Origin of the sequence: Ensifer sp. NPDC090286 (assembly GCF_044769565.1) — a bacterium.
Classification (GTDB): domain Bacteria; phylum Pseudomonadota; class Alphaproteobacteria; order Rhizobiales; family Rhizobiaceae; genus Ensifer.
This window is the reverse complement of the sequence record NZ_JBIVYF010000002.1, coordinates 590242-615799: the sequence shown is the minus strand read 5'-3', so window position 1 is coordinate 615799 and position 25558 is coordinate 590242. Positions and strand designations below refer to the sequence as shown.

The following is a 25558-nucleotide window of genomic DNA, read 5'->3' as shown; positions in this document are numbered from 1 at the left end:
CCACCCGGGCGCACCATGCTTTCGCACTGGCTACGCTCCGCTCTTCGCCGGAGATGATAGCGCGTCCGCGCCCGCCCGGCGAAAACAGTCATAGAAAAATTGGATCCAATATACAATCTGAAATATTCGAATTTGCTGCGAGAACCGAACGCGTATGTTGCCCGGCGCCTGAATTGGACCTATGACCATTGGCCAAGCGCGCGAAAACGCTTCCAAATTCGCCAGGCCGCAAGGTTTGGCCAGCAGGGTTTGAACAGGATGAAACTCGACGCCGTCGATGTCAGGCAAGCCGCTTCAGCGGCCGATATCGTCTATGAGGCCCTGCGCAAGGCGATCATCGAAGGTGACCTCGCCGAGGGCGAGAACCTGCGCCAGGACCACATCGCCCAAATGTTCAACACCAGCCGCATTCCGGTACGCGAGGCGCTCTCGCGGCTAGAGCAGCATGGGCTGATCACCACGGAGCGCTACAAGGGCGCCGTCGTCGCCGGCCTCTCGATCGAGGAAATCGAGGAGATCTTCGAGTTCCGCGCGCTCATCGAGGCGGAGGTCATTCGGCTTGCGATACCCAATCTCGACCGCCGCACACTCGACCTTGCACGCCAGCATTGCGAGGAGTTCGAGCGGGAGGAAAATTCCGACCGTTGGGGCGAAATCAACCGCAATTTCCACTACAGCCTCTACGAGGCGGCCCGTCGCCCCTATTACCTGCAGATTGTCCGGGCCTCGCTCGATCGCATCGACCGTTACTTGCGGGCGCAGCTGACGCTGACCTCGGGCGTTGCGCGCGCGCGGCGCGAACACAAGGCGATCCTCGATGCCTGCATTGCGCGCGACGCGGAGCGAGCCAGCGCCTTGACGCGTGATCATATCCTCGACGCCGGTCGCTCGCTGACCGTCTTCCTCAGAGACCAACGAGGCTAGCGGCGCGGTTTTCCCGCGGCTTTGGCCGACCGTCATAATAGTTTGATTTACATATCGTTTTATCGTGTTTCATTCCGGATCGATGCTCGATCCTTCACAGCAGTGCTCCCGCTGAAATTGCGCCGTACGTCGACTGCTCTTCGGTTGACAAGCGGGGCGGAAGCCTGAAAAGTGAAGCCCCTATCGAGACCGGCAGCGTTGGGAGGACTTGATGTCTGTGCGCGCGTTTTTCGGCCTTTCCACCCTTTTCCTGTCGCTTGTGACCGCCGGCGTCCCCGCCGTTGCCCAGGAGAGTGGACGGCAGATCGAGATCACCAAGGACGGCGACTATTTCGGTTTCGACCTCAGGACCGAACAGAACGTCTCGCTCGACGAATGCCAGCAGACATGCATCGCGGACCAGTCCTGCCGCGCCTTCACCTACAATCCCAAGGTGAAGTGGTGCTTCCTCAAGTCCGATTATAACCAGCTCAACACCTTCCCCGGCGCGATTGCCGGCAAGGTCGTGCAGCCGCAGGCCACACAGGCCGATATCGGCGCACCGCCGCGCCTGAATTTCCTGTCGGATCAGTTGCTGCAGGACGCCCGCAACACCAAGGCCAATCTGGCGCTCGCCGACGATCAGCAGGGCATGGGCGTCAATACGCTCATCGACATGGCGCGCGGCCAGGCCGGCATGGGCAATATCGAGAATGCGTTGAAGGCCTTCCAGGGCGCGCTGGCGATCAATCCGGATGATGGCGAACTCTGGCTGGAGGCGGCGCGCACCGCGAACCGCATCACCAACAATTCAAGCGTATCGATCCAGGCGGCCATCGCCGCGATCAACGGCTATGAACTCACCCGCACCACCGAAAGCCGCGCGCATGCGCTCGCCGTCATGGCGAAATCGCTCGAAGGCGCTGAAAACTTCCGCGCCGCCTTGAACGCCTACAAGGCGAGCCTGGAACTCGTGAAGGCAAAATCGGTCGAGGCGGCCTATCTCGACCTCAAGCAGCGCAAGGGCTTCCGCGTCGTCGAACATACGATCGATTCCGACGCTGCGACGCCGCGCGCCTGCGTGCAGTTCTCCGAGCAGCTTCTAAAGAGCGGCGCCGACTATGCCTCCTTCGTCACGGTCAATGGTGCTGCGCCAAAGGCGCTTGAGGCCAAGGGCGACCAGATCTGCATCGAGGGCCTTTCGCATGGTGAACGCTACAAGCTGACCGTTCGCACTGGCCTGCCTTCCACCGTCGACGAAGTGCTCGAAGCGCCCGTGACCCTCGACATCTATGTCGCTGACCGTGCGCAGATGGTGCGCTTCACCGGCGACAGCTTCGTGCTGCCGTCGACCGCGCGCCGCGGCATCCCGCTCGTCTCCGTCAACACCGACAGCGCCAAGCTCAAACTCTACCGCGTTGGCGATCGCAGCATCGCCCAGGTGCTGCAGAGCTCGCAGTTTCTGACGCAGCTCGACGGCTACAGCGCCCAGCGCATTGAGGATGAGATCGGCGAACTCGTCTGGCAGGGCTCGATCGATATCGAGCGTGACGTCAACAAGGAGGTGGTCACCAGCTTCCCGGTCGACGAGGCGCTGCCCCAACGCAAGCCCGGCGTCTATGTGCTCACCGCCGCGCCGACCACCGGCGTCAGCCAGGAATGGGACGCGCGCGCGACACAGTGGTTCGTCGTTTCCGATATCGGCCTCTCCACCTATGCCGGCACCGACGGGTTGAACGTCTTCGTGCGTTCGCTTGCCACAGCCGAGCCGATCGAAGGCGTCGAACTGCAGCTCGTCGCCAAGAACAACGAGATCCTCGGCACGGCCGTGAGCGATGACGACGGCCGCGTCACCTTCACCGCCGGCCTGATCCGTGGCACGGCCGGCCTGACGCCTGCGGTGATCACGGCCAAGAAGGGCGAAGACGATTACGTCTTCCTCGACATGAGCCGCGCCGGCTTCGACCTTTCCGACCGCGGCGTCACTGGACGCGCGGCTCCGGGCGCCATCGACATTCTCGCCTGGACCGAGCGCGGCATCTATCGCGCCGGCGAGACCGTGCATGCGGCAGCGCTTGCCCGTGACGTCGACGGCATGGCGATCGAAAACCTGCCGCTCACCTTCGTCTTCCTCCGCCCGGATGGTGTCGAATATCGCCGCATGACCAGCGCCGGCGGCAAGCTCGGAGGCCATACACTCGACCTCGACACCCAGGCAAACGCCATGCGCGGCACCTGGACGATGCAGATCTTCACCGATCCGAAGTCGCCTGCGATAGGCGAAAAACAGTTCCTGATCGATGACTTCGTGCCGGATCGCACCGAATTCGACCTCACCAGCGACGCCAAAGAAATCGCTGTCGGCGAGACGGCGAGTGTGGCGGTCGACGGGCGCTATCTCTACGGCGCGCCGGCCGCTGGCCTCGAACTTGAAGGCGAAGTGACGATCAAGCCGACGCGCGAAAATGCCGCCTTCAAGGGCTACTCCTTCGGCCTTGCCGACGAAGAGGCGAGTGAAGACACGCGCCTGCCCCTCGAAGAGCTTTCGTCGCTCGACGAAGAAGGCAAATCCAGCTTCGACGTCCTCATCGACGAAGTGCCCTCGACCACGCAGCTGCTTAACGCCACCGTGACCGTCCGCATGCGTGAAGCCGGCGGCCGCGCCGTCGAGCGCTCGCTGAAACTGCCGGTGCGCGCCGAAGGCCCAATGCTCGGCATCAAGCCGGAATTCGAAGGTGAACTCGCCGAGAACTCCGTCGGCAAGTTCCGCGTCATCGCCGTCGATCCGGCCGGTGCCAAGCTCGCCATGCCCGGGGTCCTATGGAAGCTGATCAGCGTCGAGCGGAACTATCACTGGTACCGCGACGGCAGCGCCTGGAAATACGAACCCGTCGTCACCACCAAGCAGGTGGCCAACGGCAGCGTCGACCTGACGGAAGACGGCGGCGACATCTCCGTGCCCGTCGGTTGGGGGCGGTATCGCCTGGAGGTCGAGACCGCGGCAGTCGATGGCCCGACCTCGAGCCTCGAATTCGACGCTGGCTGGTACGTTGCCGCCACCTCGACGGAAACCCCTGACGGTCTGGAAATCGCGCTTGATAAGGAGAAATACGCGGTCGGCGACACGGCCAAGCTCAAGGTCTCGCCGCGTTTTGCCGGCGAGCTGCTGGTGACCGTCGGCACCGAGAACCTGATCACGACGCAGACGGCATCAATTGCGGCTGAAGGCGGCGAAGTCGAGCTGCCGGTCACCGACGCCTGGGGCGCCGGGGCCTATGTCACGGCCACGCTCTATCGGCCAGGCGACGCCCAGGAAAGCCGCATGCCGATGCGCGCCATCGGCATCAAGTGGCTCTCGGTCGATCCGGGCGATCGCGCACTTGCCGTCACGCTCGCAGCGCCCGAGAAGATGGAGCCGCGCCAGCCGCTCGATATCAGCCTTCAGGTCGCCGGCGCCGGCGCCAATGAAGAAGCCTATGTGACGATCGCCGCCGTCGACGTCGGCATCCTCAACCTCACCCGCTACGAGCCGCCGAACCCCGAAGCCTGGTATTTCGGACAGCGCCAACTCGGCCTTGAAATCCGCGACCTCTACGGCCGCCTGATCGACGGCTCGCTTGGCGCGACCGGAAAACTGCGCACCGGCGGCGACGGCGGCCAGGTGGCACTTCAGGGCAGCCCACCCACGGAAAAGCTGGTCGCCTTCTTCGAGGGGCCGGTTCAGCTCGACGGCGACGGCAAGGCAACCGTCAGCTTCGACATTCCGCAGTTCAACGGCACGGCGCGGCTGATGGCCGTCGCCTGGACGAAATCCGGTGTCGGCCACGCCACGCGCGACGTGGTGATCCGCGACCCGGTTGTCGTCACCGCCAGCCTGCCGCGGTTCCTGGCACCCGGAGACCGGTCGGACCTGAGGCTCGATATCGCCAACACCGACGCACCGGCCGGCGACTACCAGATCCATGTGACGACCAGCGGCCAGGCGACCGTCGAGCAACCGGGCACGGGCAGCACGGTCACTCTGGACCAGGGCGGCCGCTCCTCGATCACCTTACCGGTGGTCGGGCAGTATCCCGGCAACGGCGTCGTCACAGTGGCGCTGACCGGCGCCAATGGCCTTTCGCTCGAGCAGTCGCTCGACCTACTCGTGCGTCCGGCAACCCTGCCGGTGACTGAGCGGCGGGTGGTGTCGATCGCGCCGGGAAGCAGCCTGACGGTCGACGGGCAGTTGCTCGCTGACAGCATCCTGCAGGGCGCCTCGGTCAACCTCAGCATCACCCGCTCCGCCGCCTTCGACATGCCGGCGCTGCTGATGACGCTCGACCGCTATCCCTACGGCTGCACGGAGCAGACGACCAGCCGCGCGCTGCCGCTGCTCTACCTGAGCGAGCTCGCCAAGCAATCCGGCCTTGCCGACGACGAGGGCGTGACCAAGCGGGTACAGGAGGCGATCTACCGCGTCCTCTCCAACCAGTCATCGTCGGGCAGCTTCGGCCTTTGGGGGCCGGGCTACGGCGACCTGTGGCTCGACGCCTATGTCACCGACTTCCTGACCCGGGCCCGCGAGCAGAAATACGACGTGCCGGAGGCCGCGATGGTTCAGGCGCTCGAAAACCTGCAGAACGGCGTCAGCTACGACACCAATGCCAAGGATCGCGGCAACGAGATCGCCTATGCGCTCTACGTGCTTGCGCGCAATCGCAAGGCGGCGATCAACGACCTGCGCTATTACGCCAACACGCTGATCAACGACTTCCCGACGCCGCTCGCCAAGGCCCATATCGCCGCAGCGCTTTCGCTGTATGGCGATGCGCAAGGGGCGCAGGACACGTTTGCCAACGCGGCGAACATGTCGACGGGTCTCGTCAATGTCAGCCTGTCGCGCTCCGACTACGGCTCGTCCCTGCGCGACGGCGCGGCGGTCCTGGCGCTCGCGGCCGAAAGCCGGCCGGTCCCGCCGATCGTTCCGGAGCTGTCGAAAATGGTCGCCCGCGAATGGGAACAGAAGACCTATACCAGCACCCAGGAACAGGCCTGGATGCTGCTTGCCGCCCGCGCCATCCAGAATGGCGACGAGGACATGTCGCTCGATGTCAACGGCGCATCGAAGACCGGCAGCTATGCCGCTCAGATGACGGGCGGCGCGCTCATCACCCATCCGGTGGTGATCCGCAACCAGGGCGCAGATCCGGTCTCGGCCGTGGTCACCACGGTGGCCGCCCCAGCCCAGCCGCTTTCGGCCGGCGGTGACGGCTTCACCATCGAGCGCACCTACTATACGCTCGACGGTGCCGAGGCGAACGTCATGGAGGCGCGGCAGAACGAACGCTACGTCGTCGTGCTGAAGGTCACGGAAGCCAACGACTGGCCGTCGCGCGTGCTGGTTACCGGCCTGCTGCCGGCCGGTTTCCAGATCGACAATCCGAGCCTTGTCGACAGCGCACAGCTCAGCAATTTCGAGTGGCTTGGTGAAATCACTGCGACCCACACGGAGTTCCGCAACGACCGCTTCGTCGCAGCACTCGACCGCAGCATCGGATCCGGCCGCGAGGTCACGCTCGCCTATGTCGTGCGTGCGGTAACGCCGGGCACCTACGATCATCCGGCTGCAACCGTCGAGGACATGTACCGGCCGCAGCTTTCGGCCCGCACGGCAACCGGGCGGATGGAGGTGCTGGCGGCGCAATAGGCAAGATCATGTCGATTGGGCGCAAACTGCTGATCGCCTTGCCCGTCTGCCTGCTTCTGACGGGGCTGACGGGCTTTGCGATCGAGAAGGCCGACGAGGCGTTCCCGCCACCGCTTGGCGAGGCGGATGTCGTCTCGCGCGAGGTGGACGACGCCAACGGACAGTTGTTGCGCGCCTTCGCAACGCCGGATGGTCTCTGGCGGTTGAAGACGACCGTCGATGATGTCGATCCGCAGTTCCTGAAGATGCTGATCGCCTACGAGGACCAGCGTTTCGAGGAGCATTCCGGTGTCGATCTTCTGGCGCTCGGCCGCGCTGCTTTGCAATTCGTCAGCAACGGCCGGATTGTCTCGGGCGCCTCGACGCTCTCCATGCAGGTCGCCCGCCTGATCGAGCCACGGCAGCAGCGCTCGATCACCGCCAAGCTGCTGCAGATCGCCCGCGCGATCCAGATCGAGAGACGGTTATCCAAGGACCAGATCCTCAATCTCTATCTCACCCACGCCCCCTATGGCGGCAACATCGAGGGCGTGCGCGCCGCAAGCCTCTCCTGGCTCGGCAAGGAGCCGAAACGCCTGACGGCCGGCGAGGCGGCTCTGCTCGTCGCCCTGCCGCAATTGCCTGAAAAGCGCCGCCCGGACCGCAACCATGCCGCCGCCGTCGCCGCCCGCGAACGGGTGCTGACGCGACTGGCCGTTGCCGATGTGATCGGAGACGGCGAAGCGGAGCGCGCGATCGCCACCTCCGTCCCGTCGCGCCGACTGCAGCTTCCCGCCTATGCCGCCCATCTCGCCGAACGCGCGTTGCGCAAGGACCCGCAGGCAGTTCGGCATGAGACGAGCTTGCGCCTTGCGGTTCAACGCAACCTCGAGGCGGTGGCCAAGGAAGGCGCTGCCAAGCTCGGACCGAAGGTGTCGGTCGCCATGCTGATGGCCGATGCCAAGACCGGCGAGATCGTCGCTTCGGTCGGATCGGCCGACTATTTCGATGCGAGCCGCTCCGGCTGGATCGACATGACCCGCATCACGCGTTCGCCAGGCTCCACCCTTAAGCCCTTCATTTATGGTCTTGCCTTCGAAGAAGGGATCGTCAGCCAGGAGACAATCATCGAAGATCGTCCGGCTGACTTCTTCGGTTACCGGCCGCGCAATTTCGACATGAGTTATCAGGGTGACGTCAGCGTGCGCGAGGCGCTGCAACTGTCTCTGAACGTACCGGCAATCCGCCTGCTCGACGCGGTCGGTCCGGCCGAGCTGATGATGCGCTTTCGCCGTGGCGAGGTGAAGCCGGCGCTTCCTGCCGGCGAGGCACCCGGCCTTGCCATCGGCCTTGGCGGCGTCGGGCTCTCGTTGCGCGATCTCGTGCAGCTCTATGCGGCGCTTGCCAATCGCGGCTTCCCGCTTCGGCTCGGCGACGGCGTCGAGGGCAAGGCCGGCCTGATCGAGGCGGAGCCGGTGCTTTCACCCGTCGCCGTCTGGAATGTCTCCGACGCGCTCGCTGGCGTCTTGCCGCCCACCGGCAGCCGCCAGCGCGGCATCGCCTACAAGACCGGCACCAGCTATGGCTATCGCGATGCCTGGTCGGTCGGCTACGATGGCCGCCATGTGCTCGGGGTCTGGGTCGGACGACCCGACAACGGTGCGGTTCCCGGCCTGACCGGCTATGGCAGCGCCGCTCCCATTCTCTTCGAAGGCTTCGCCAAGTCCGGCTTCGGCATCACGCCGCTGCTCGATGCGCCGGCCGGCGCGATCCGGATTTCTCAAGCCGAACTGCCGATCAGCCAGCGCCGCTTCTCGTTGACGGCAAGTGGCCTTGTCAACGCTTCGGCCCGCGAACCGGCCCCGCAGATCGTGTTTCCGCCCGAGGGCGCGCGCGTCGAGCTCGGCGCGGACCATCAGGCGCTGTCGCCGCTGACACTCAAGCTCCAGGGCGGACGCGCACCGTTCCGCTGGCTTGCCAACGGCAAGCCGCTGCCGGAACTCACCCGCCGGCGGGTGACCCAGTGGCAACCGGATGGCGCCGGCTATTCGACGCTGACGGTGATCGATTCCGTCGGGCGCGCCGCCAGCGTGCGCGTCTTCATCGAGTGACGGTGCGGACCTCGCGCGCCGCGTCGTCAGGCCGCTCGGCGAGAAGCGCTTCGATCTCCTCTTCGAGCCGAACTGCATCGAGCGGCTTGTGCAGAAGACGGTGACCGCTTGCGGTCACTTCCTTCAGCCGTGCCGGCGAGGTATCCCCGGAAAGGATCAGCGCCGGCACCTCCCACCCAAGATAGGCCCTGATCTCCCGGATCGCGTCGATCCCGGTCTTGCCGGCCTCAAGACGGTAGTCGGTGATGACGAGATCGACCGGCGCCTCTCCCAGGCGCGCAGCCTTCTCAAGCTCCGTTCGGGCCGCCGCGGCCGAACGCCCGGCATAGACCGCATAGCCGAGCGTGCGGAGCAGCAGCGCCGTGGCGTCCAACGCGTCGCTTTCGTCGTCGATGACGACGATGCCCCCATGCTGGGTCGCGGCGGTCGGGTGGGCGCGTCCGGGCTTTGCCAGCGACGGCGGTGCGACCACCGGCAAAGTGATGGAGAACATCGAGCCGCGACCTTCCATCGAGACCACCCGGACCGGATGGCCGAGCAGAGCGGCAGTGCGCTGGACGATGGCAAGGCCGAGCCCCAGCCCCTGCGCCCGGTCGCGCGCCGGGTTTTGAAGCTGTACGAACTCCTCGAAGATCTCCTCCTGCTCGGACGCCGGGATGCCGACGCCGGTGTCCCAGACCTGCACCTCCACCTGAGCACCGCGCCGCCTGCAGCCCATCAGGACCGTGCCGGTGCGCGTGTAGCGAAAGGCGTTGGACAGCAGGTTGTCGAGAACGCGCTTCAGCATCATCGGATCGGTATCGACCCAGACATCCGTCATGACAACGCGCCAGCCGAGATCCTGGTCTTTGGCGATGCCGGAGAACTCGGCCTTGAGATCGGCGAGCAACCGCCGCAAGGATAGCGGCTCGCGCGCGACGGTGACGATGCCTGCATCGAGCTTGGAGATATCGAGCAATGCGTCGAGCAGTCCGCCCAGACTTGCGATGACGGAACGGGCGCGGTCGGCAAGCTCGCGCGCATTTTTTCCCGGCACGTCGCCGTTGCGGCCAAGAGCGCCAAGTGTCGAGATGAACAGGCTGAGCGCGTGGATCGGCTGGCGCAGGTCATGGCTGGCAGCGGCGAGGAAACGCGACTTCGATCGATCGGCAGTTTGCGCCCGGTCGCGCTCTTCCTGCAATCGGTCGATCAGCGACAGGTTCTCGAACCGCAGCCGCACCGTCTCGGCAAGTGTGCGATGGGTCACGCGGCTGTAGTAGAGATTGACGCAGAAGAGGCAGAGGGTGAAGAGCAGATAGGTGTTGTAGATCGTGCCTTCACCGATCACGCAACGGATCGCGAAGGGCAACAGCATCGCCAGCAAGGAGCCCGCATAGGCAAGCGGAAAGGCCGACAGCGACGGCACGGCGCCGCTGGCGATGCCGGTGATGACGATGCAGATAAAGGCGAGCGTCTGTGGCTCGCCCGGCACGAAGGCGAACCACGCAAGTGCCCCCCAGAGCGCGCTCGATATCCAGGACAGCAGCGTAAACCGCCAGGCCCATAGCCGCCATTTCCGGTTTCGCTCTTCCCGGGCTTGCCGTCTGTATCGCCAGTCGAGGATGAGGCGCGCCGACGTCAGCACATAGAGCGCGGCGATCCAGAGGAGCAGCGCGTCGATCGGCACCCATTCGCGCAAGACATAGGCAACCGGCAGTGGAATTGCGAAATTGGCAAAAAGCACCGCGTAGGATTGACGAAATAATAAGTCTATCAGGAGAGGTTGCAGGTGTTCGCGAGTCTCCATTGCCGATCCTCTCCAGACATGATGCGGTATTTGGCGACATACGCCGAATTCGATGAAGGATTGCTTACATGCGCAAACTGCTGACGGTCGTGGTGGCCGACGATCACGCCATCGTTCGCGAAGGCCTGAAGCTGCTTATTTCCACCATGGAGCACGTATCGGTGGTTGCGGAAGCACCCGACGGCGAGGCGTTGGCAACCATCGTGCGTAGGGGGGCGCCAGATCTCGTCACGCTCGATCTCGGCATGCCGGGCGTGGCTGGCGTACAGTTCATCAGCGAACTGAGGGCGATTGCGCCGCGGATGAAAATCCTGGTGCTGACGGCCAATATTGAAGCAAGGACGGTGCGTGCCGCGATCGCCGCCGGCGCCAACGGCTACCTGACGAAGAGCGGCGATCCGGCAGAACTGAACGCGGCATTCGATGCCATGCTGCGACATGAAATCTATCTCAGCCAGTCCATCCGCTTTGCGGTCGACGATCCCCACAGTCATCAGCCACCGCCGGCAATCGATGCGGTTCTCTCGCCGATCCCCTTGACCCGGCGCGAAATGCAGATCCTGTCGCTTGCGGCCCAGGGGTTGACGGCGCGCGAGACCGCCGATCGCCTGGGGATCAGCCCGTTGACGGCGCGCAAACATCGCGAAAACCTGATGCGCAAGCTTAGTCTGCACAACGCCGCAGAAATCGCCGCCTATGCCGTGCGCATCGGACTGCCGATCGGTTGACGGCCGCATTCCCTCCCCCTCCCCGGCGATCATGTTCCGTTAACCACCGCAGCATAGGCGAAGCTGCCATGGCACCGAAATACGGCAGCTGCCGTATGTCGCCCGGATGCAACCGAGCGTAGATCTCCCACCGCGTCGCGCCGCACACAGCGTGGCCGACACTTTGACGCTGGCTCGAACATAACCGGCGATACCGGGAGGAACTGCCATGCCTTCGGCGGAGCATTGGATTTCGTTTGCGCTGGCAACGGCGATCTTCGCCTTCATGCCGGGGCCCGCCATTCTCTACATGACGGCGCAGACGCTGGCGCACGGCCGCAAGGCCGGTCTGCTTGCCGCACTCGGTATCCATATCGGCTGTTACGTCCATATTGCCGCAGCCGCTCTTGGACTGGCAGCGCTGCTTCACCATGCTCCGGTACTCTACACGGCGATCAAGCTTGCCGGCGCCGTCTATCTCGTCTGGCTCGGCGCGACCATGCTGTTTGGAAGCAACCAATCGGCGCATGTCGACACGCTGAAGCCGGGCGTGCTGCGCGACAGCATTGTGGTGGAGATCCTCAACCCGAAGACAGCGCTGTTCTTCGTGACCTTCCTCCCGCAATTCGTCGACCCCACAGCCGCGGTACCGACTTCGATGCAGTTCCTCCTGTTCGGCCTGCTCGTCAACCTTGCGCTTACGGTCGCCGACGTCGCGGCGGTCGTCCTCGCCTCCTTCACGCTCGGACGGTTTGCTGGTCGTTCCGGCCGCCTGATCCCCCGCGCCTGTGGCTCGGTCCTGATCGGCCTCGGGCTGATACTGGCGAGCCAGCCGGTCTAAAACCTGACAAAGACGCCCGGTGCCCGCGCCTCAACCTTGGTGTATCCTGCGACACGCTGAAGTCGAGGGGGGCACCATGCTCAATGCAACCGAGATCGCCAAGGCCGCCGAAAGCCTGCATCAGGCCGAGCACGATCGAAAACAGATCGGGCTTCTCTCGCTCAAGCATCCCGAGATGACGATCGACGACGCCTATGCGGTCCAGGCCGCCTGGGTCAGGCGCAAGCGCGACGACGGCCACCGCATCATCGGCTGGAAGATCGGGCTCACCTCCAACGCCATGCAGCAGGCGCTCGGGATCGACACGCCGGATTCCGGCGTGCTCTTCGACAACATGCTGTTTGACGACGGTACGAGCATCCCGGCTAACCGCTTCATCCAGCCACGCGTCGAAGCCGAGATCGCATTTATCATGAAGACCGGCCTCAAGGGACCGCGCGTCAACCTCGTCCAGGTGCTGAACGCCACAGACTATGTGATGCCGGCGTTGGAAATCCTCGACACCCGCATCCTCAGAACCGACCCGAAGACCAAAAAAGCGCGAACGATCGTCGACGCCATTTCCGACAACGCCGCGAATGGTGGCCTTGTCCTCGGCGGCCGCGCCGTGCGTCCAGATGCCGTCGACATGCGCTGGATGGGTGCGATCGTCTCGCGCAACGCCGTGATCGAAGAGACTGGGCTTGCAGCCGGCGTGCTCAATCATCCGGCCCGCGGCATCGCCTGGCTTGCCAATCGCCTCGCCCAATGCGGCGATGCGATCGAACCGGGCCAGATCGTGCTCTCAGGCTCGTTTGTTCGCACGCTCGAAGCCAGGAGCGGCGACACCATCGTTGCCGATTTCGGCGCCTACGGTTCGGTGAGCTGTCATTTCGCCTGAGGCAGAGAGCGACGGGCAAGGTAAAGGCCCGCCGCGCGGGTTTCACTGCACCAGGATGGCGCGGAAGTCGTTGACGTTGGTGCCCGTCGGGCCGGGCTTGAAGAGATCGCCGAGCGCGTCGAACGCCGACCAGCTGTCGTTCTTCTGCAGGAGGGATGCAGCGTCGAGCCGTTGCGCGACGAGCCTTGCGATTGTGGTGTCATCGGCAAAGGCCCCGGCGTTGTCTTCCGATCCGTCGATACCGTCCGTATCGGCCGCGAGTGCCGACACGCCCTTGGCGCCGTCGATGCCGAGCGCCAGCGCCAGCAGGAACTCGCTGTTGCGGCCGCCCTTGCCCTTGCCGCGAATGGTGACCGTCGTTTCTCCGCCCGAGAGCACGACGACAGGCTTGCTGAACGGCCGCCCCCGTCCCGCCACTTCGCGGGCAATGGCCGCATGCACGCCGCCGACGTCTCGCGCCTCGCCTTCGATCGCGTCGGACAGAATGATCGCCTTGATGCCGGCAGCCCGCGCCTTTTCGGCCGCGGCCTCGAGCGAAACGGAAGCGGAGGCGATCAACCGCACTTCGTTGCGCTGAAAGCGTGGATCATCCGGCGAAGGTGCAGCGCTGTCAGGGTTGTTGATCCAGGCCAGGACCTTGGCCGGCAATTCCAGGCCATAACGCTCAACGAGCGTCAACGCGTCTTTTCGCGAGCTCGCATCGGCAAGCGTCGGCCCTGAGGCGACAAGCGCCGGATCGTCGCCCGGAATGTCGGAGACGATCAGCGAGACGACCTTCGCCGGATAGGCGGCCGCCGCGAGCCTGCCGCCCTTGATCAGCGAAACATGTTTGCGCACGGCGTTCATGGCACTGATCGGCGCGCCGGAGGCCAGCAGTGCGCGGTTGACGGCGATCTCGTCTTCGAGCGTCAGGCCCGGAGGCGGCGAAGGCAAGAGTGCCGAGCCGCCGCCGCAAACGAGAGCGACGACGAGGTCGTCTTCCGTCAGGCCGCTGACTTCGGCAAGCAAACGCTTCGATGCCAGCAACCCGTTCTCGTCCGGAAGCGGGTGCGACGCCTCAAGCACCTCGATCCTGTCGCAGGGAGCGGCATAGCCGTAGCGGGTGACGACCACGCCTGAAAGCGGACCATCCCAATGACGTTCGAAGGCTGCCGCCATCTGCGCCGCGCCCTTGCCGGCACCGACCACCACCGTTCGTCCCTTCGGCCGCTCCGGCAGGTTGGCGGCAATCACCTTTTCAGGATCGGCGGCCGCGACGGCCGAGGTGAACAGCGTTTCCAGGAAGCGGCGTGGATCGGTGATGGCTGGCATTGATCTCCCCTTACATGTCGCATCGTCTGCGATGCTCCATCGTCCTATGTCGTTCCGACGCCAAGACACGGCTGGATCGACATGAAAGTCTCGGGCGGCGGTTCCTCCAACCGCCGCCCGGACACATGACCGGCCCGGAACAATGGGTCTCCGGACGGATCATGTGCAGCCGGTTTGATGTCAGGCGACCTGGTGGTTCGCCATGCGCTCCAGCGCCCGGACGAGGCCGGAGTGGTCGAGGCCGCTGTCGCCATTGGCGGCGCAGTTGTTGAAGAGCTCCTGCGTTGCCGCCGTGTTCGGCAGCGAGATGCCGAGCGACTTCGCGCCCTGGAGCGCCAGGTTCAGGTCCTTCTGGTGCAGCGAGATGCGGAAGCCCGGATCGAAGGTGCGCTTGATCATACGTTCGCCGTGCACTTCGAGAATGCGCGAGGAGGCAAAGCCGCCCATCAACGCTTCGCGAACGCGCGCCGGATCTGCACCTGCCTTGGACGCGAAGACGAGGGCTTCGGAAACCGCCTCAATCGTCAGTGCAACGATGATCTGGTTGGCGACCTTGGTGACCTGGCCATCGCCGCAGTCACCGACGAGCGTGATGTTCTTGCCCATCAGTTTCAACAACGGCAGGGCGCGGTCGAAGCTCTCCTGGGCGCCGCCCGCCATGATCGAGAGCGAGGCGTTCTTGGCGCCGACTTCGCCGCCGGAGACCGGGGCATCGATGTATTCGGCTCCGGTTTCGCGAACCTTCTTGGCGAATTCCTTCGTCTCGATCGGCGAGATTGAGCTCATGTCGATGACGAGCTTGCCCTTGGAAAGGCCGTAGGCGACGCCGTTTTCGCCAAAGAGGACGTCCTTGACCTCAGGGGTGTCCGGCAGCATCAGGATGATGGTGTCGACGGTCTCGGCGAGCGCCTTCGGCGAGTCAACGAACTTGAGGCCGTTGTCGAGCAGCTCCTGGCGCGGCGGAATGACGAACTTCGAGGTGACGATGGTGTGGCCGGCATCCTGCAGGTGGCGCGCCATCGGCGTGCCCATGATACCCAGTCCAATGAAACCGATTGTTGCCATGGTGCTTAGCTCCTGATCTTGATGATGTCTGCGGATTGGGTGCGCTGGCGCTCGGCGCCGAGCCAGGAAAGGCCCTCGGCCGTCGTGGTGCGCGGCTTGTATTCGCAGCCGATCCAGCCGTCGTAGCCGGCTGCTTCCAGCGCGTCGAAGACGAAGGGATAGTTGATCTCGCCGGTGCCCGGCTCGTTGCGGCCCGGGTTGTCGGCCAGCTGCACGTGAACGATGCGATCGGCAAAACGCTTGTAGGTGCCGATCAACTCGCCCTGCGTGCGCTGCTGGTGGTAGAGGTCGTACTGGATGAACAGGTTGTCGCTGCCGACCTCCTCGATGATGGAAGCCGCCTGCTCCACCGTGTTGAGGTAGAAGCCCGGAATATCGAAGTCGTTGATCGGTTCGATCAGCAGGCGAATGCCCTGCTTGCCCAGTTCGCTCGCCGCAAGCTTGAGGTTGGCGACAAGCGTGCTGCGAAGCACACCTTCGGAGACGCCGATCGGCGCAATGCCGACCAGGCAGTTGACCTGTTTGCAATCGAGTGCCGTCGCATAGTCGATGGCGCTGGCGACACCCTTGCGGAACTCGTCGACCCGATCCGGCAGGATGGCGATGCCGCGCTCGCCGCTCGCCCAGTTGCCAGCCGGAAGGTTGTGCAGAACCTGCGTCAGGCCGTAGCGCTGAAGCTCGGCGCGCAGGCTTATCTTCTCGAATTCATAGGGAAACAGATATTCGACGCCTTCGAAGCCGGCCTTGGCAGCAAGGGCGAAACGGTCGAGGAACGGCACCTCGTTGAACAGCATTGTCAGGTTCGCAGCGAACTTCGCCATGCGATGTTTCCTCCTTATGTTGTCTTGTGAGAGACGCGGGCGGCGGAGCGTCCGCATCTCCTCAGTCATTCGTGGCTCAGTCGAGCAGGGCCGTGATCGCAGTCGGTACGTCTTCACCGCGCAGCGCCAGTTCCTCGAACTCGACGACGGCATTGATGTCGGCGCCCATGGAGATGTTGGTGACGCGCTCCAGGATGAACTCGATGACGACGGGAACCTGGTGCTCGTCCATGAGGGCACGGGCACGGTCGAAGGCTTCCTGGAACTCGTTCGGGCTGCGCACCCGGATCGCCTTGCAGCCGAGACCTTCGGCGACCGCGACGTGGTCGACGCCGTAGCCCTTCTCCGCATCGCCCGACGCATTGATGTTGTCGAAGGCGAGGCTGACCTCGAAGTCCATGTTGAGGCCGCGCTGCGCTTGGCGGATGAGGCCGAGATACGAATTGTTCACGACCACATGCAGGTAGGGCAGCTTGTGCTGGGCGCCGACGGCGAGTTCCTCGATCAGGAACTGGAAGTCGTAGTCGCCCGAGAGCGCAACGATCGTCCGGTCCGGGTCGGCGGCGCGAACACCGAGCGCTGCCGGCAGGGTCCAGCCGAGCGGGCCGGCCTGGCCGCAGTTGATCCAGTTGCGCGGCTTGTAGACGTGCAGGAACTGGGCACCGGCGATCTGGCTGAGGCCGATGGTCGAGACGTAGCAAGTGTCGCGGCCAAACGCCTTGTTCATTTCTTCATAGACGCGCTGAGGCTTCAGCGGCGTCTGGTCGAAGTGCGTCTTGCGCAGCATCGTGCGCTTACGCTCGCGGCACTCTTCCGCCCAGGCGGACCAGTCGCGCAGCTTGCCGGCTGTCTTCCATTCGGTTGCAACGTCAAGGAACAGCTTCAGCGCGGCGCCGGCATCCGAGACGATACCAAAGTCAGGCGCAAAAACGCGGCCGATCTGGGTCGGTTCGATGTCGACGTGAACGAACTTGCGGCCTTCCGTGTAGGTCGGAACGTTGCCGGTATGGCGGTTGGCCCAGCGGTTGCCGACGCCGAGAACGAAGTCGGAGGCGAGCATGTTGGCATTGCCGTAGCGGTGCGAGGTCTGCAGGCCGCACATGCCGGCCATCAGCGGATGGTCGTCCGGGATCGTCCCCCAGCCCATCAGCGTCGGGATAACCGGAATGCCGGTGATTTCGGCAAACTCGGTCAAGAGATCGGACGCGTCGGCGTTGATGATGCCGCCACCGGCGACGATCAACGGACGCTCCGCCTCGTTCAGCATCGCGATCGCCTTTTCGGCCTGGGCGCGCGTCGCCTTCGGCTTGTAGGCCTCGAGCGGCTGGTAGGTGTCGGGATCGAACTCGATCTCGGCAAGCTGGACGTCGACCGGCAGGTCGATCAGGACCGGACCGGGACGGCCGGAGCGCATGATGTGGAACGCCTTCTGGAAGACGAAGGGAACGAGCGCCGGCTCCATGACGGTGACCGCCCACTTGGTGACCGGTGCGGCGATCTTGGCGATATCGACCGCCTGGAAGTCTTCCTTGTCGAGGCGGGCGCGCGGCGCCTGGCCGGTGATGCAGAGGATCGGGATCGAATCTGCCGAGGCCGAATAGAGGCCGGTGATCATGTCGGTGCCGGCCGGGCCCGACGTGCCGATGCAGACGCCGATATTGCCGTGCTTGGCGCGGGTATAGCCCTCGGCCATGTGGGAGGCGCCTTCGACGTGGCGCGCCAGGATGTGACGAACCGAGCCGCGCGCCTTCAGCGCCGAGTAGAACGGATTGATGGCGGCACCCGGTACGCCGAAGGCGCAATCGATGCCTTCCTTCTCCAGAACGTAAACAGCCGCGTCAACGGCACGCATCTTTGCCATGGGAACTCCTCCTATTTCCTGAAAACATAATCCATAATTCGTGATACGCAACATACAAATGGAATTCATTTCCATCATGTGGAAATAAAGATTTTCAACAATTCGGAGAAAATCGCAGCGGGGCCTGATAGAGGATGATGGGCAGAGATGTGATTTGCAGAGAGGCTTCGATGGACGGCAACGGCAGGGGAAAACGCGGGCGCAAGGCGGGTGAGAATGCCGCCCCTTCATCCGTCCAGGTGCTGGACCGCAGCCTCGCTCTGCTGACGGTGGTGGCCGAGGGCGATGGCTCGACCTTGACGCAGCTCGCCGACGAGACGGGCATGGCGCCGTCCACGGTTCACCGCCTGCTGACGACGCTTTCCGGCCACGGCATGGTGATGAACGACCCGGATACGGGCGCCTGGACAGTCGGTTTAAAGGCTTTCGAAATCGGCAATGCCTATCTCCGCTTTCGCAAGCTTGGCAGCATCAGCCGCCCGTTTCTGAAGGGCCTGATGGAGGAAAGCGGCGAGACGGCGAATATCGGCATCGAGGAAGGCGGCGACGTCGTCTTCATTTCACAGGTCGAAAGCCACGCGCCCATGCGCGCCTTCTTCCGTCCCGGCCGCCGGGGCCCGGTGCACGCCTCCGGCATCGGCAAGGCCATCCTGTCCACCTGGTCGGACAAGGAGATCGCCCAGTTGCTTCACGGCCGCGAGCTCGCGCATTTCACCGACAAGACGCGCGATACGCTGCCTACTCTGCTCAAGGACATTCAGGAAATCCGCCACCGCGGCTGGTCGGTCGACGACGAGGAGCACACGCTCGGCATGCGCTGCGTCGCCGCTCCGATCTTCAACGAATATGGCGAAACGATCGCCGGCATCTCCATCTCCGGTCCGTCGGTCCGCGTGAGCGACCAGAAGCTCTCGACCTTCGGCCCCATCGTTCGCGAACGCGCCGATGCCCTGACCAAGGCGATGGGCGGCAAGCGACCGGAAGAGCTTTAGACCCCGACCAACAGAAACGCCGCGCGTCCGATCCGGACACGCGGCGTTCTAGCAAGCAATGCTGGCGAGCCCCGCCGTAAGGGCGAATGCGCCTTAGGCGGTTTCGAGGCTTTTTGCCGTGGTCGTGGCTGCATCCTTCGAAGCGCGTGCCGTCCCCTTCATCGCCTTGCCGGCGACATAGGTCTCGGCGACACAACGGTCGTCACCCATCGTCTGCAGGATGAAGAGTTCCTCGACAAGCGAACCGGCAACCCGCATGCGCAAGTCCATCGACGGCTTGGCGCGGCTGTCGAGTACGACGATATCGGCATCCGCGCCGACATGCAGCGAGCCGATACGGTCATCGAGGTCGAGCGCCCGGGCGTTGCCGAGCGTCATGCGGTAGAAGGAGTTGAACGGCGTCAGCCGCTGTCCCTGCAGGTGCAGCACCTTGTAGGCCTCGTCCATCGTCTCCAGCATCGAGAAGCTGGTGCCGGCGCCGACGTCGGTTGCGACCGACCAGCGGGCGCCGAGCTTGTCAAAACGATCGCGGTCGAAGAGGCCCGAGCCGAGGAACAGGTTCGACGTCGGGCAGAAATTGCCGACGGCACCGGTTTCGGCCAGCACCGAGATCTCGCGATCGCTCAGATAGATGCAGTGACCGAGCAGGGTCTTGCGCGTCAGCAGGTCGTAGCGCGCGTAGATGTCGGTATAGTCCTTCGCCTCCGGATAGAGCGACGTGGCGAAGGCGATTTCGTCTCTGTTCTCAGAGAGATGTGTCTGCACGTAGCACTCGGGATGCTCGGCAACGAGCGTGCGGCTCGCCTCCATCTGTTCCGGCGTCGAGGTAATGGCGAAGCGCGGGCTGATCGCGTAGTGCGCGCGGCCGCGGCCATGCCACTTGGCAATCAGCGCCTTCGTCTCGTCATAGCCCTGCTGTGCCGTGTCGCGCAGCGCATCGGGCGCGTTGCGGTCCATCATCACCTTGCCGCCGATCATCAGCATGCCGCGGGCTTCGGCAGCACCGAAATAGGCGTCGACGCTTTCCGGATGCACCGAGCAATAGGCCGCGGCCGTCGTCGTGCCGTTTGCCAGCAGTTCGTCCATGAAGCGGCCTGCGATGAAGTCGGCATGCTCCGGTTTGCGGAACTTCTGCTCCTCGACGAAGATGTAGGTGTTCAGCCATTCGAGAAGCTGAGCGCCATAAGAGGCGATCGCCTGCGTCTGCGGGAAATGCAGGTGCGTGTCGATCAGGCCGGGCAGCACCAGATGGGGGCGATGGTCGGCGACCTTGACGCCGGCACCGGCACGGCGGGCGACATCGGCATGATCGCCGATATCGGCGACCTTGCCGCCGCGCACCAGCACGGCGCCGTCTTCGAAGTAGCGATAGGAGGCGGTGTCGTCGATGCCCTTCGGTTCCTCGACGAAGGTGAGCACGCGGCCGCGGATCAAGAGATCGGTCATTGGGTCTTTCCTCCATTCACGACGGACTCGTACCAGGCGACGAGCAACTGCCGCTCCTCGTCCGACACCGCGGTCACGTTGGCGGGCGGCATCGCGTGGCTGCGGCCGGCCTGCAGGTAGATTTCACGCGCGTGATTGGCGATCTCGGCGTCGGTCTCGAGCGTCACGCCCTTCGGCGGGACGATCATGCCCTCCCAGCCCGGCTCCTTGGCATGGCACATGGAACAGCGGCCAAGCACCGTGTCGCGCACCTTCGGGAAGGCTTCCGCCGTCACGAAGGGCTGCTGCGCGGCGGAGATCTTTGTCTCATCGCCGCCCGAGAGAATCTTCGGCACGGTCGAAAGCCACATGATCGCAACGAAGAGAAGTGCCGTCACGAGCCAGGTCCAGGTCGGATTGCCCTTGTTGGCGTGGCGGGTGTTGAAATAGTGGCGGATGGTGACGCCCATCAGGAAGACCAGCGAGGCGATGATCCAGTTGTACTGGGTACCGAAGGCCAGCGGGTAGTGGTTCGACAACATCAGGAACAGAACCGGCAGCGTCAGGTAGTTGTTGTGGGTCGAGCGCTGCTTGGCGATCACGCCGTACTTGGCGTCGGGCGTGCGGCCGGCGATCAGGTCACCAACGACCACCTTCTGGTTCGGAATGATGATGAAGAACACGTTGGCCGACATGATCGTTGCGGTGAACGCACCGAGATGCAGGAAGGCGGCGCGGCCGGTGAAGAGCTGCGTGTAGCCCCAGGCCATCGCGACCAGGATGAAGTAGAGCAGCACCATCAGTCGCGTGTTGTCACGGCCGAGTGGCGACTTGCAGATCGTGTCGTAGGCGAGCCAGCCAAAGGCGATAGAGGCAAGCGAAATGGCGATCGCCACCGGCTTCGAGACATCGAGCACGTTCGGATCGATCAGATAGAGGTCGGCGCCGGCATAGTAGACCAGGCAGAGCATGCCGAAGCCGGAGAGCCAGGCGACGTAGGACTCCCATTTGAACCAGATCAGGTGCTCCGGCATGTTGGCCGGCGCAACCAGGTATTTCTGGATGTGGTAGAAGCCACCACCATGCACCTGCCATTCTTCGCCATAGGCGCCGACGGGCAGGCCGGGATGTTTCTTCAGACCGAGGTCAAGGGCGACGAAGTAAAAGGACGAACCGATCCATGCAATGGCGGTGATGACGTGCAGCCATCTCACGGCAAAGGTCAGCCAATCCCAGGCGATGGCATAGTCGTACATGAAATTCTCCCATTTCTCCTCTCGCCATTATGTGTCATTGCTGGAGGTCGCGGGAACGTCGCTGCTTCACCAACACTTTCAAAAAAATCTATAAAATAGCGACGGAATGGATAGGCTAGAGAGAGCCTGGAGGAGTGGGACGAAGGCATGTCTTATCTGGACAATGTGCGCGTCTTCGTACGCGTCGTAGAGCTTGGAACCCTATCGGCGGCCGGTCGCGACCAGCGCGTGACGCCGGCGGTTGCAAGCAATAGAATCAAAGAGTTGGAACGCCACATGGGCGTTCGCCTGTTCAATCGGACGACGCGCAAGCTGACCCCGACGGAGCACGGTCGCGTCTTTTACGACGGTGCGGTGAAGATCCTCGAGGCGGTCAACGAAGCGGAAAATGCGATCGCCGATCTCTCGCGCAATCCGAAGGGGGCGCTGAAGATTACCGCTCCCTTGGGGATAGGTCGGCGGCTGATTGCGTCGGGCATTCCGGAGTTTCACGACAAGTATCCCGACATCGAAGTGCGGCTTCGCCTGTCCGACCACAATGTCGATATCCTGTCGGAAGGCGTCGACGTCGCCTTCAAGCTCGGCATCCTCGAAGATTCGAACCTGCGCATGCGCGGCATCATGAATTGCGAGCGCGTTGTCTGCGGGGCACCGGCCTATTTCGAGAAGCGGGGCATTCCCCAGACGCCCGACGCACTCATCGCCGACAAGCACGACTGTCTGCTGCTCAGATATCCCGGTTCGAAGGAGTATTTCTGGACGCTCCAGACCATGGACGGCGTGCGCAAGCTCGAAGTCACCGGCCCCTATGATTCCGACGACGGCGACGTGCTCACCCAATGGGCGCTCGACGGCCGCGGCATCATCAACAAGCCGCTCTTCGAGGTGAAGGCCCACATCAATTCCGGTGCATTGGTGCCGATCCTCACCGAAACGCCGCCGCTCAGCGTGCAGCTTGCGGCGATCTATCCGCACAAGCGTTTCCAGGACCCGAAAGTGCGGCTGATGATCGATTACATGGCCGAGCGCTGTCAGCGTCTCATCAACGGAATGTTGGCCTGACCATTCGCGTTCCGCCTCCTTCGGCCTGAGCGTCGGAACAGGGCGGCGCGGTCTTAGCGTCGCTATAGGCTGCCGGCCACTCCGACCGGAGGGGTCCGGTTCGTTCGCCCGGGGCGGGGTCCCGCGCGGTTCGCAAAATAACAAAGAGGGCGCGCCGATCCGGCGCGCCCTCTTTGTTTCCCAGGGATCAGCGTTTCACGTCGCTGTGCTTCGACTTGCCGGGAACGCCGTCACCGCCGCCGTTGCCGAAGCCGTTGTTGGCGTGCTTGGTCTTACCGCCACCGCCTCCGTCACCACCGGTTCCGCCGCCATCGCCACCGGTGCCGCCACCGTCGCCGCCCGTGCCGCCACCATCACCGCCGGTGCCGCCGCCATCTCCGCCGGTGCCACCACCGTCACCACCAGTGCCACCACCGTCACCACCAGTGCCGCCACCGTCGCCACCGGTGCCACCACCGTCGCCGCCTGTGCCACCGCCATCGCCACCCGTGCCGCCATCACCACCGGTGCCGCCCGTACCGCCATCGCCCCCTGTTCCGCCGTCACCGCCGGTACCACCCGTACCGCCATCGCCGCCCGTACCACCATCACCACCGGTTCCCCCGGTGCCGCCAGTCCCGCCGTCGCCACCGGTGCCGCCCGTGCTGCCTTCACCACTGGTGGTACCCCCATCGGCGTGGGCAACACCGATCATGAACGGCGCGCTATAGTGCGTCAGCACCGCGAAGGCCGTGGACAAGAGCAGAGCACGCGTCAGTTTCTTCATAGTCGTCTCCCGATCTGATGCGTCCCCGTCTCTGTGCAATTGCGTAAAACGCGATTTGTCTGAAAAGCACTAAAGAAAATCCTGGACGCGTTACTTCCCCTAAGATCGACCTCAGCGTCAACCTTATTTTAGAAACTGCTGATGATAGGCAGATCCGGAAGCAAAGGGTAAGCGACACATTTGTGGTATGGCTACGGCGCACGGGTCATACGACCGATCCGTTCGGATTATGGATCAGGTCGTCCGGCCAAAGCGGGGGGATGAGGCCGCTAACCTCAAGATCTCTCGATGCCCGGAAGGCTGCCGATCGCCTCGACCAGGAAATCAACCAACAGACGAACACGGGCGATGCCAGAGCGTTCCGGCACGATCAGCAGGCTGAGTGGCACCGAAGGCAGCGCAAAATCCGAAAGCAGCGGCACCAACAGGCCGGCTTTAATCAGATCGTCAACGAGCCATCGATGGGCAGGCGCGATCCCCCGGCCGGCGACGAGTGCCTCGCGGGCGGCCAGCCCGTGGTCGACGCGAAGACGCCCACCGAAAGGCACGGACAGATGCCGCCCGTTCGCGGCTTCGAAGTTGAGCCTGTCACTGCCGGCGATGTTCGACATGCGGATCCCCTCATGCGCCGAGAGGTCGCTTGGGGCGCGCGGAAATCCACGCGCGGCTAGGTATTCCGGCGCTGCCACAAGCAGACGCCGGCTTTGCCCAAGCGGCCGTAGCTTCATCGAGCTGTCGCTGAGCGGTCCAAGACGCAGCGCGATATCTATGCCTTCCCGCACGAGATCGATGCGCTCGTCGGTCAGGCTCAGATCGACGCCAATGTCGGGATGCCTGTCCTGGAAGGCAAAGATCAGCCGGCTGACGTGCAGCACCCCGAATGCCGACGTACAGGACACACGAATGGTACCGGCAGCTGCGCCACGGGCCCCGCGCGCTTCGTCGCCGGCCTGTTCGACCAGCCGCAGGATCTGGATGCTGTCGGCATAGTAGCGGCTGCCTTCGTCGGTCAGCGTGACGCGACGGGTGGTGCGACTGATGAGCGGCACGCCGACCGCTTCCTCAAGCTCCCGCAGCTGCCGCGTCACCGTCGACTGGCCGATGCCGAGCTCACGGGCAACGGCCGAAAGGCTGCCCCGCTCGGCGACGCGCACAAAGGTTCGCATGCGTTCGAGCGTAACGTCAGATTTATCCATTTTATGGCACAATCCTATGCATTTTGAATATCTACCGCATAGGCACGTAGCGGTCTACCTAGAGTCTCAGTTGATGAGACCAGGGAAGACCGACCATGAAAGTTCTGATTGTTTATGCCCATCCGGAACCGCGCTCGCTTAATGCCGCGCTGCGCGATGTCGCCGTCAGCGCGCTTGAGGCCGAAGGTCATGAGGTTCGTATCACCGATCTCTATGCCGAGGGATGGAAATCCGAGATCGACCGCGCCGATTTTCCGGCCCTTGACCCGGACGCCCGTTTCAAGCCGAGCCGCGCGTCGAAGGAGGCCTTTGCCACCGACACACTCACCACCGACGTCAAGGCCGAGCAGGAAAAGCTGCTCTGGGCCGACACCCTGATCCTGCAATTTCCGCTGTGGTGGTATTCGATGCCGGCGATCCTGAAAGGTTGGGTCGATCGCGTCTATGCCTATGGTTTTGCCTATGGCGTCGGCGAGCACAGCGACAAATACTGGGGCAAGCGCTTCGGCGAGGGCACGCTTGCGGGAAAACGCGCCATGCTGGTGGTAACGACAGGCGGCTGGGAGGAGCATTACTCCCCGCGCGGGGTCAACGGGCCGATCGACGACCTGCTCTTCCCGATCAATCACGGGATTCTGTTCTATCCCGGTTACGACGTGCTTCCGCCGTTCGTCGCCTACCGCGTCGATAGTCTGGACGAGGTCGGTTTCGAAGCGACGGCCGAGCGTCTACGGCAGAGGATGCACACGCTTGGAACGACCGCACCCATTCCCTATCGCCGCCAGAACGGCGGGGACTATGCGATCCCGACCCTTGAACTTCTACCGGAGGTCGCCGAACCGCACGTCAACGGCTTTGCGCTTCACCTCAATGGTGCACACCGGGCCGAGACGGCGCTAGGCTGACG

Annotated in this window: 18 protein-coding genes; 9 read left to right on the top strand and 9 right to left on the bottom strand. The window is 63.8% G+C overall.

What is annotated here, in order from left to right; all coding sequences use genetic code 11:
• Positions 1-258 precede the first annotated feature (258 nt).
• From ACIQUG_RS13005 to pbpC, 3 genes are all read left to right on the top strand, one after another.
• Positions 259-924, top strand: coding sequence for a GntR family transcriptional regulator (locus tag ACIQUG_RS13005; protein WP_052201650.1), 666 nt, complete (start codon positions 259-261; stop codon positions 922-924).
• Between the two features lie 217 nt (positions 925-1141).
• Entirely contained in the window at positions 1142-6592 is a 5451-nt protein-coding gene (locus ACIQUG_RS13000; RefSeq protein WP_402323026.1) for an MG2 domain-containing protein, read from the top strand.
• 8 nt (positions 6593-6600) lie between these two features.
• A complete protein-coding gene (gene pbpC, locus ACIQUG_RS12995; protein ID WP_402321982.1) occupies positions 6601-8682 on the top strand; it encodes a penicillin-binding protein 1C in 2082 nt (693 codons plus the stop codon).
• Here the strand turns inward: pbpC and ACIQUG_RS12990 are convergent.
• On the bottom strand, positions 8672-10468 hold the full coding sequence (locus ACIQUG_RS12990) for an ATP-binding protein (protein WP_402321979.1): 1797 nt from the start codon (positions 10466-10468) through the stop codon (positions 8672-8674). The two genes, pbpC and ACIQUG_RS12990, sit on opposite strands and share 11 nt — an antisense overlap.
• Before the next feature lie 68 nt (positions 10469-10536).
• Here ACIQUG_RS12990 and ACIQUG_RS12985 point away from each other — a divergent pair, with 68 nt between their 5' ends.
• From ACIQUG_RS12985 to hpaH, 3 genes are all read left to right on the top strand, one after another.
• Entirely contained in the window at positions 10537-11196 is a 660-nt protein-coding gene (locus ACIQUG_RS12985) for a response regulator (protein WP_402321976.1), read from the top strand.
• A 208-nt stretch (positions 11197-11404) separates the two neighbouring features.
• Positions 11405-12016 (top strand): LysE family translocator, encoded by a 612-nt coding sequence (locus ACIQUG_RS12980; protein ID WP_402321973.1) that lies wholly within the window; start codon positions 11405-11407, stop codon positions 12014-12016.
• A gap of 76 nt (positions 12017-12092) precedes the next feature.
• Positions 12093-12896 carry a 2-oxo-hept-4-ene-1,7-dioate hydratase gene (gene hpaH / locus ACIQUG_RS12975; protein ID WP_402321970.1) on the top strand — a complete coding sequence of 268 codons (804 nt, stop codon included), beginning with the start codon at positions 12093-12095 and terminating at the stop codon, positions 12894-12896.
• Positions 12897-12938: 42 nt separating this feature from the next.
• On the opposite strand, the gene ACIQUG_RS12970 is transcribed toward hpaH, so the two are convergent.
• The 4 genes from ACIQUG_RS12970 to gcl all read right to left on the bottom strand — a co-directional run bounded on the left by ACIQUG_RS12970 (position 12939) and on the right by gcl (position 17954).
• Positions 12939-14207, bottom strand: a complete 1269-nt coding sequence (locus ACIQUG_RS12970) for a glycerate kinase (RefSeq protein ID WP_402321967.1) — start codon at positions 14205-14207, stop codon at positions 12939-12941.
• 180 nt (positions 14208-14387) lie between these two features.
• Positions 14388-15272, bottom strand: coding sequence for a 2-hydroxy-3-oxopropionate reductase (locus tag ACIQUG_RS12965; protein ID WP_034799385.1), 885 nt, complete (start codon positions 15270-15272; stop codon positions 14388-14390).
• 5 nt (positions 15273-15277) lie between these two features.
• Positions 15278-16093, bottom strand: a complete 816-nt coding sequence (gene hyi, locus ACIQUG_RS12960) for a hydroxypyruvate isomerase (RefSeq protein ID WP_402321962.1) — start codon at positions 16091-16093, stop codon at positions 15278-15280.
• Between the two features lie 76 nt (positions 16094-16169).
• Positions 16170-17954, bottom strand: a complete 1785-nt coding sequence (gene gcl, locus ACIQUG_RS12955) for a glyoxylate carboligase (RefSeq protein WP_043613573.1) — start codon at positions 17952-17954, stop codon at positions 16170-16172.
• A gap of 170 nt (positions 17955-18124) precedes the next feature.
• On the opposite strand from gcl, the gene ACIQUG_RS12950 reads away from it, so the two are divergent.
• Positions 18125-18946 (top strand): IclR family transcriptional regulator, encoded by an 822-nt coding sequence (locus tag ACIQUG_RS12950; protein ID WP_402321958.1) that lies wholly within the window; start codon positions 18125-18127, stop codon positions 18944-18946.
• 93 nt (positions 18947-19039) lie between these two features.
• Here the strand turns inward: ACIQUG_RS12950 and guaD are convergent, their stop codons facing one another.
• Both guaD and ACIQUG_RS12940 read right to left on the bottom strand, forming a co-directional pair.
• Positions 19040-20392 (bottom strand): guanine deaminase, encoded by a 1353-nt coding sequence (gene guaD, locus ACIQUG_RS12945; RefSeq protein ID WP_402321955.1) that lies wholly within the window; start codon positions 20390-20392, stop codon positions 19040-19042.
• Positions 20389-21627, bottom strand: a complete 1239-nt coding sequence (locus ACIQUG_RS12940; protein ID WP_043613579.1) for a urate hydroxylase PuuD — start codon at positions 21625-21627, stop codon at positions 20389-20391. The genes guaD and ACIQUG_RS12940 overlap by 4 nt, the downstream gene beginning before the upstream one ends.
• Before the next feature lie 147 nt (positions 21628-21774).
• Here ACIQUG_RS12940 and ACIQUG_RS12935 point away from each other — a divergent pair, with 147 nt between their 5' ends.
• The gene (locus ACIQUG_RS12935) at positions 21775-22689 is read left to right on the top strand and encodes a LysR family transcriptional regulator (protein WP_402321952.1); all 915 of its coding nucleotides are present in this window, start codon (positions 21775-21777) and stop codon (positions 22687-22689) included.
• A 187-nt stretch (positions 22690-22876) separates the two neighbouring features.
• On the opposite strand, the gene ACIQUG_RS12930 is transcribed toward ACIQUG_RS12935, so the two are convergent.
• On the bottom strand, positions 22877-23455 hold the full coding sequence (locus ACIQUG_RS12930; RefSeq protein WP_402321949.1) for a hypothetical protein: 579 nt from the start codon (positions 23453-23455) through the stop codon (positions 22877-22879).
• Positions 23456-23730: 275 nt separating this feature from the next.
• The gene (locus tag ACIQUG_RS12925) at positions 23731-24651 is read right to left on the bottom strand and encodes a LysR family transcriptional regulator (RefSeq protein ID WP_402321946.1); all 921 of its coding nucleotides are present in this window, start codon (positions 24649-24651) and stop codon (positions 23731-23733) included.
• Positions 24652-24746: 95 nt separating this feature from the next.
• Between ACIQUG_RS12925 and ACIQUG_RS12920 the strand changes: the two genes are divergently transcribed.
• Entirely contained in the window at positions 24747-25556 is an 810-nt protein-coding gene (locus tag ACIQUG_RS12920) for an NAD(P)H-dependent oxidoreductase (protein WP_402321943.1), read from the top strand.
• The last annotated feature ends 2 nt before the right edge of the window (positions 25557-25558 follow it).